General features: G+C 71.1%; 6 protein-coding genes. 1 reads left to right on the top strand and 5 read right to left on the bottom strand.

The annotated features are described in order from the left end of the window. Positions 1–67: 67 nt before the first annotated feature. From D3P35_RS26430 to D3P35_RS25420, 5 genes are all read right to left on the bottom strand, one after another. Entirely contained in the window at positions 68–466 is a 399-nt protein-coding gene (locus D3P35_RS26430) for a response regulator (protein WP_157982335.1), read from the bottom strand. Between the two features lie 384 nt (positions 467–850). Next, the gene (locus tag D3P35_RS25435; protein ID WP_118138735.1) at positions 851–1,198 is read right to left on the bottom strand and encodes a RidA family protein; all 348 of its coding nucleotides are present in this window, start codon (positions 1,196–1,198) and stop codon (positions 851–853) included. A 47-nt stretch (positions 1,199–1,245) separates the two neighbouring features. Continuing rightward, entirely contained in the window at positions 1,246–2,274 is a 1,029-nt protein-coding gene (locus D3P35_RS25430; protein ID WP_118138734.1) for a histone deacetylase family protein, read from the bottom strand. A 111-nt stretch (positions 2,275–2,385) separates the two neighbouring features. Beyond that, a complete protein-coding gene (locus D3P35_RS25425) occupies positions 2,386–3,396 on the bottom strand; it encodes a phosphatase PAP2 family protein (RefSeq protein WP_118138733.1) in 1,011 nt (336 codons plus the stop codon). Positions 3,397–3,417: 21 nt separating this feature from the next. After that, entirely contained in the window at positions 3,418–5,172 is a 1,755-nt protein-coding gene (locus D3P35_RS25420; protein WP_198670805.1) for an adenylate/guanylate cyclase domain-containing protein, read from the bottom strand. Between the two features lie 394 nt (positions 5,173–5,566). Here D3P35_RS25420 and D3P35_RS25415 point away from each other — a divergent pair, with 394 nt between their 5' ends. Then, positions 5,567–6,904, top strand: a complete 1,338-nt coding sequence (locus D3P35_RS25415; protein ID WP_118138731.1) for a S8 family serine peptidase — start codon at positions 5,567–5,569, stop codon at positions 6,902–6,904. Positions 6,905–7,275: the final 371 nt, after the last annotated feature.

Genomic DNA, 7,275 nt, shown 5'->3' with positions numbered 1-7,275 from the left:
GCCGGGCCGGCGCCGAGCGGGGGCTCGATGCCCCCCGAGGCGCTCCCGCCCCGCGGGCCGGCCGGGCTCAGGCGCGGGCGCGGTGGGGCTGCTCGCGGCCCTGCTGGCTCGCGCGGCCCACGTGCTCGACGAGCGCGGCGAGGTCGGAAGGCCGGAAGGGCGTGGTGAGCATGCTGCGCACGTTGGGCATGATGTCGAAGATCGAACCGTCGGAGAAGAAGCGCTCGCCGCTCACCGCGATGATCGCCACCTCCGGATTGCGGTAGGTGGCGAAATCCGAGATGGCGATGGCGCCGCCATCCGGCATCACCAGCTGCAGGACCAGCACCTCGTAGCTGCCGAAGCGCAGCAGCTTCACCGCCTCCGCCTGGCTGGTCGCCACATCGACCTTGAGCCCGCAGCGCTCAAGGAACCGGGCCCATATCCGGCCGAGATCTGCATTGTGCTCAACGATGAGAACCTTCATGGCCGGACATGCTCGCTTATGATTGGACGGTGAGTCACGGAGATCATCATATCTTAAGCTTAATAGCGGGTTAATCGCGCTGCCCGAAAACCCGGGCTTCCGCGGCGCAGCATGACCCATCCGCGCCCGGGCCGCAAGGCCGGGCACCGCTGCCCGGACCACCGAAACCTTCACCGAAACAACGGGTTCGACCAGAGATCGCGACAAACGTGTACGATTTCGGCGGGATCTCATGCGCTCCCGGGCCCGCCCCCGGCGCCCCGCGTGGCGCGCCCGCGCCGCGGCGCCGGGCGCGGGCGTGCCGCAGTGCGAAGTACGAAACTCTCCGGCGCCGCAGGCAGGGCGTGCCCCCGGGGCGCGAACGCTCCCCGGGGGGAAGGCCGCTCAGAGCGCCGCGGTGACGATCACCTCGAAGAGGTATTCGGGCGTGGCGAGCTTCGCCTCGCCGCAGGCGCGGGCCGGCGGGTTCGCGGGGTCGACCCAGGCGTCCCAGACCGCGTTCATCTCGGCGAAATCATCCATGGAGGCGAGCCAGATCACCGCGGAGAGCAGCTTCGACTTGTCGGAGCCGGCCTCGGCCAGCAGCGCCTCGACCTGGGCGAGCGCGCCCTTGGCCTGGACGGTGACGCTCTCGCCCGGGGCCGCGACCTGGCCGGCGAGGTAGACGGTGCCGTTGTGGATCACGGCCTGGCTCATGCGCGGGCCCGAATGCAGGCGCTTGATGTCGGACATATGGGTCTTTCCTTTTCGTTTTCAGTCTCTTGATGCTGCGCGGCAGCTCAGCGGTGGGCGGTCTCGAAGCTGCCGAGGAAGCTCTCGAGATTGGCGCCGAGCTCGGGGCAGAGATAGCCGCCCTCCTGCACGATCAGCGTCGGCAGGCCGAGCCCGGCAATGGCGGCGGCGATGCGCGCGAAGCCGGGGGTGGTCACCCCCAGCCCGGCCAGCGGATCGCCTTCGAACGGGTCGAGCCCGAGGGCGACGACGAGGAAGTCGGCGCCGAAATCCGTCACCCGCTGCAGCCCCGGCTCCAGCCCGGCGAGGAAGCCCTCATCCGAGGTGCCGCGCGGCAGCGGCAGGTTGAGGTTGGCGCCCAGCCCCGCCCCGGTGCCGCGCTCCTGCGCATGGCCCCAGAAGAACGGGTAGAAGCCCGAGGGGTCGGCATGGATCGAAACGGTGAGCACGTCGCCGCGGGCGTAGAAGATGCCCTGGGTGCCGTTGCCGTGGTGCAGGTCGACGTCGAGGATGGCCGGGCGGCGGCCGGCGGCAAGGGCCGCCTGCGCCGCGATGGCGGAGTTGTTGAAGAAGCAGAAGCCGCCCGCGAGATCGGCGAAGGCGTGGTGTCCCGGCGGGCGCGACAGGGCGTAGGCGTGCTTCGCCCCGCCCAGCACCAGGTCCGCCCCGGTGAGTGCCGTCTGCGCCGACCAGTAGGCCGAGCCGAAGGTGTCGGCGGAGATCGGGCAGGCCGTGTCGGCCATGTGGTAGCCCGCCAGCCCCACGGCGGAGGACGGGTAGCTCGCCTCCTGCCGGCCGGGGTGGATGTTGGGGATCACCTCCTCCGAGGCGCCGGGCACCGCGGCCCAGAGCCCGTGGATGCGGCGCAGGAAGGAGATGTATTCCGCCGTGTGGATGGCCGCGATCGGGCCCAGCCCGTGGTCGGCCGGGGTCACCACCTCGTGGCCCAGCCGCTCCACCGCCCCCATCAGCGCGTAGATGCGCGCCGGCTGCTCGGGGTTCGGCTTGCGCATGCCGGAGGAGAGGAAGTTCTTCGGGTCATGCGCCCTCTGGGCGGGGTGGAAGACGGTCTGCATCGGTGCGGAAACTCCGGGGGAAATCAGGTGTCCACACACGACCCCACGGCGCCGCCCGCGTCAAGGGCCCGCGGCCTTGCGCGGCGGAGAAGCCCCGATGCCGGCCCGCGTTCAGTCCACCTGCCATTCCCGCTCGGCGGCGGTCCAGAGCTGGTCGAGCTCGGGCCAGCCGTCGAGCGTCTCGAAGATCGCCTGGGCCAGCACCTGGCCCGCCACGCTGTCGGAGCGGTAGTGCACGCCCATCACCTCGCGGTTGCGCGCGATGCGCTCGGCCATCTCGCGCAGCGGGTTGCGCTCCAGGCCCGGGCGGTCGGTGCCGTTCCAGGCGCCGGAATGCGTGGCGGTGAGGTCGGGCATCACCCGGGCGAGCACGAGGGCGACGAGGGCGGATTCGGTGGCATGGCCGCTGGGGAAGGAGGCATGCTCCGGCGGATCGATCGCCGGCATGATCGCCGGGGAGATCTGCGAGGGCCGCGGCCGGGCATACTCGCGCTTGAACTTCATCACCGCCGCCGTGGCCATGCGCAGGGCGATGCCCACCAGCTTGGTGGTCACCGGGTGGGTGAACCGGCTGTAGGTGAGGATGCCGCGGAAATGGTCCTCGATGTTGGCGATCTGGGCGATGCCCTCGGTGATGGCGGCGGGGCGGTACTCGATGAGCCGGGTGAGCTCGATCAGCTCGGCGTCCGTCTCGGGCCCGTGCCACAGCGAGCGGCCGGAATCATTGGGGTCGATCGCCCAGTCCGGGCGCAGCTCGATGGTCCAGTCGAAGATGCGGCAGAAATCGGCCACGTAGGAGCTGGCGAAGTTCACCGGCGACCAGAAGCGCTCGGTGAAGGCGGGCGCCACGGTCTGGGAATAGATCGCGTGCAGGCGCATCGGGGTGGCGCCCTCGGTCGCGTCCTCGAAGGCCATCGGGTCGGTGTGCGGCCATTCGTTCACCCGCCAGTACCAGTCCTGCACCGGGTCGGCGGGGTTTGCCGGCACCGCGGAGGGCACGCCGCCGATCATGCGAGTGCCGGTGCTGTTGCCCTTCGCGTTCGAGGCGTTCGACGCGTTGGACGCGTTCGAGGCATTGGACGCATTGCTGGCGTTGGATGCGTTGCTGAGCAGGATCGTCATGAAACCCCCTTTCCGGCGCCCTCAGCTGAGCGGCAGGCCGGCCTTTTCGAGATGTGCGAGATATCGGTCGCGATATTCCTTGTGGCGGAACGGGCAGTGCGCGGCATAGGTCTCGATGTTGAAACCCGGCTCCACCGAGAGCAGCGCCTGCCCGTAGCGCCGCGCGCCCTGCGTATCGCCGATGGCGCTGGCGCAGACGGTGAGCTGGCGCAGGTTCGAGGTGTAGTTGGCCCGCTCGGCATGCGAGCGCCGCGCGAAGCTCATCGCCTCCTCGTAGCGGCCGGAGAAATACAGGCCGAGGCAGATGAAATCGTAGTACTGGAACAGGTCGGGGTCATGGGGCGACAGGCGCAGCCCGTACTCGGCATGGCTCACCGCCTCCTCCGCCCGGCCCACGTAGCACAGCGTGGCCGAGGACAGGATCCAGCCGAGCGCCTGGCTGGGGCCCATGTCGCGGGCGCGGTCGAGGAAGATGAGCGCGCTGTCGTAGTCGCGCTCGAGGTAGGATTTCACGTGGCCGTAGGCGGCGAGCGCGAGGGCGTTCTGCCGGTCGAGATGCACGGCGCGCGAGGCGAGATCGCGCGCCCTCGCCGCCGCGGCCTCCCGGTCCGCCGCCCAGCCCTGCCCCACGTAGATGCAGTGCCAGCGCGCGGCATAGGCCGCCGGCATGGCGAAGTCCGGGTCGATCGCCATGGCCTTCTCGAGGTAGCCCATGGCCTCGTCGTATTTTCCGCGATCGAGATGCGACATGAGGTCGAGGGCCTTCAGCGTGTTGTCGTAGGCGGTGAAATTGTCTGGCGGTTTGCGCAAGGCGCGCGCCCTTTCCGATGCTCGAACGTTGGGCGCGATGCGGGAGACCACGCGTTCGACTATCCTGTCCTGAACCTCGAACAGGTCGCTGTGCTCAAATTCACATCTCTCGGAAAAAAGCGTCTCGCCGGAGAGCGCGTCCACCAGCGCGGTGGAGACGCGGATGCGGCTGGGCGAGCGGCGCAGGGTGCCCTGCAGCACGTAGCGCACGCCAAGGGCGCGCCCGGCGTCACGCGGGTCGGTGCCGGCGCCGAAGCTCAGCGCCGAGGCGCGCGAGACCACCACCAGCTCGCGCAGGCTGGCGAGCGAGACGATGATGTCCTCCACCACCCCGTCGGCGAAATACTTGAACTCCTCGTCGCCGCCGAGGTTCTGCAGCGGCAGCACGGCGATGGAGGGGCGGTCGGCGTCGCCGCGCGGAATGGCCGGCGGCGCGAAGCGGCGGCCCACCTCGTAGGCGCGCACGGCACTGCCGATGTTCTTGAGCGTGAGGAAGCCGAGGTTGCGGTACTCCGCCTCCACGCTGTGGTGGACGGCGTTGTAGAGCTCCTCGGAGATGATGATCCCGTCGGGCTGGGTGACCTCCTGCAGGCGCTTGGTGATGTTCACCCCGTCGCCGTAGATGTCGCCGTCCTGCACGATGGCTTCGCAGATATGCACGCCGATGCGCAGCGACAGGCCGGGATAGGGCCGCGTCGCGCCGCCGCGATTCTCGCGGATCGTGTCCTGGATCTTCATCGCCCATTCCAGCGCCGCGGTGGCGCTGTCGAAGGTGAGCAGCACCCCGTCGCCGAGCAGGCGGATGATGGTGCCGCCATGGCTGAGCGCGCAGGGCGTGAGCACGACGGAGATGAAATGCATCCACATCGCGTGGGTGCCGGTCTCGTCGCGCGAGGTGAGGGCCGAATACCCCGCCATGTCGGCGAACACGACGCAGCGCAGGCGGCGGACGGGCACGGTGCTCACGGCCCCTGTGTCCCCCGCGCCTTTCGTGGCCCCGAGATGTCCGATGCCCTGCGACATGCGATTCCTTCTCTCCCTGAGCAGGAGTATACTCTCACCGTAGCGTGATCGGGCATGCCCTGTGTATGCAAACGAACCGGAAGATGGTGAGAACGCGCACATTCCGGTGTAATAATTGCCCGAAACCATGGAAACGGGTTCGATTCATGCATCCATTCGACGGATTGGGACACTCTTCTGCCCGCGGGCGAAATGACCTGCGTCACGGCTTCATGTGCGCGATTGCACAGATTCGGCCCTGCCCCGCGCCCAGACTGGCCGCGCCCGCCGCCCACCCCGCTGTATCGGCACCCTGCGCGCCCCCGGCGCACCGGCCAGGACCAGGAGACACCCGAGCATGAAGACCGCGCGCATCACCCTTCGCAACACGCCCCGCCCGCCCCGCGCGGCCCCCGCCACGACCGCCGACGGCGCCCCTGCGTCCCCGCAGGCCTGGACGCTCGTCGGGCCGGGCGAGAGCGCGGAGGCCGCCCGCGCCGGGCTCGCCCGGCGGGCCGAGCGGCGCACCGACCTCGTCACCCCGCAGATCCGGCGCAGCGCCACCGGCCTGCCGCAGCGCGCGCTTGCCCCCGGGGAGATCGCCGACGGCTCCGCGGCCCTGCCGATCCTGAGCATGGACAGCATGGCCCACGCCGCGCACTGGAGCAGCGCCAAGGCCGGCCAGAGCGCCTTCGGCACCGCGCGCGAGGCGATGCGCGCCATCGGCGCTCCCTGGGCGGCCGCGGCGCCCTTCCGCCCCGAGCCCGGTCTCGACGGCGAGGGGGTGAACGTGGTGATCGTCGACGAGGGCCTCACCGAGAGCTACCTGCGCAGCCTGGTGCCGGGGCTCAACTTCATGGGCGGGCTGGTCGACCTCACTGCCGGCCGCGCCGACCCCGGCCGCTTCTCGCGCGCCCGTGGCGCCGCGCATTCCTGGCACGGCAACATGATCGCGCGGAACATCCTGCGGATCGCGCCGCGGGTGAAGCTGTGGGACGCCCCGCTGCTGCCCGACCGCGTGGCCGACATCCCCGCCTTCACCGACGATGCCGACGACCTGCTCGAAGGGCTGGAGGCGGCGGTGGACGCACGCGGCGGGGCGGCGGAACCCTGGGTGGTGGTAAACGCCTGGGCCGTGGCCGACAGCATCATGGAGCGCGACCTGCCGCTGCCGCCGGGGCGGCGCTACACCGACGGGCGGCAGAACGAGTTCAACGAGCAGGTGGCCGGCATGGCGGCGCGCTTCGACTTCGTGTTCGCCGCCGGGAATTTCGGCACCTTCGCCCCGGACAGTTTCGCCGGGCTCTACGACTGCGGGCCCGGGCGCAGCATCAAGGGGGCGAATGCGCTGCCAGAGGTGCTCTGCGTCGGCGCGACGACGGTGCAGGGCGACTGGGTGGGGGCCTCCTCGATGGGGCCGGGCCCCGCGGCACTGGCGGGCGGAGCGGAAAACCGCAAGCCCGACCTCTGCGCCCCCTCCTGGTTCAGCGAGCCGGACGACCGGGGGCAGCTCAGCACCGGAACCTCGGCCGCCGCGGCCGTGGCGGCCGGGCTCGTGGCCGCCCTGCGCACCACCGAGCGCACCATGCCTTCGGCCGAGCTGTTCGCCCGCCTGCGCGACCACGCCCTGCGGCCGCGGGGCACGGGCTGGGACGCCCGCATGGGTCACGGCCTGCTCTGCCGCCCGGGCGCCTGAAGCGGCCTCGGTGCATGCATCGAGGCCCCACGGCGGACCGGGCCTCGGAGGCACACGCAGCGGTGCGGCCCCGCCCGGCCTCCGGTGCCCGGACCGCGGCCTGTCGGCGAAGATGCGTCCGGCCCGGCCGTCGTCCGCGCCGCGCGCGACCCCGGGGCGGCGCGATCCCCACGGGGCGCAAGGCGCCTCCCCCCGCGGTGCCAGCCGAGGTCCTCCCCGAAACTTCCGTACCGCGCACGCCGCACGCGGAGCACCGGCGCGGGGCCTGCAGCCCGGCCGCCCTCCCCGCGCCGGCGGGCCGCACGGTCCCGACGCACTGCCGGCAGCCTTGCCCTGGCAGGGGCCGAGGGGGGCGTATTCCCAGGCCTGGA

The organism is Oceanicella sp. SM1341, assembly GCF_003448965.1.
In the GTDB taxonomy this organism is placed as follows: domain Bacteria; phylum Pseudomonadota; class Alphaproteobacteria; order Rhodobacterales; family Rhodobacteraceae; genus Paroceanicella.
The sequence above is the reverse complement of the archived record's forward strand: the minus strand, read 5'-3'. Positions and strand labels throughout refer to the sequence as shown.

What these genes read in the sequence shown, in the direction of transcription:
- D3P35_RS26430 (WP_157982335.1), bottom strand. Translation starts at nt 466, where the DNA reads ATGAAGGTTCTCATCGTTGAGCACAATGCAGATCTCGGCCGGATATGG.
- D3P35_RS25435 (WP_118138735.1), bottom strand. Translation starts at nt 1,198, where the DNA reads ATGTCCGACATCAAGCGCCTGCATTCGGGCCCGCGCATGAGCCAGGCC.
- D3P35_RS25430 (WP_118138734.1), bottom strand. Translation starts at nt 2,274, where the DNA reads ATGCAGACCGTCTTCCACCCCGCCCAGAGGGCGCATGACCCGAAGAAC.
- D3P35_RS25425 (WP_118138733.1), bottom strand. Translation starts at nt 3,396, where the DNA reads ATGACGATCCTGCTCAGCAACGCATCCAACGCCAGCAATGCGTCCAAT.
- D3P35_RS25415 (WP_118138731.1), top strand. Translation starts at nt 5,567, where the DNA reads ATGAAGACCGCGCGCATCACCCTTCGCAACACGCCCCGCCCGCCCCGC.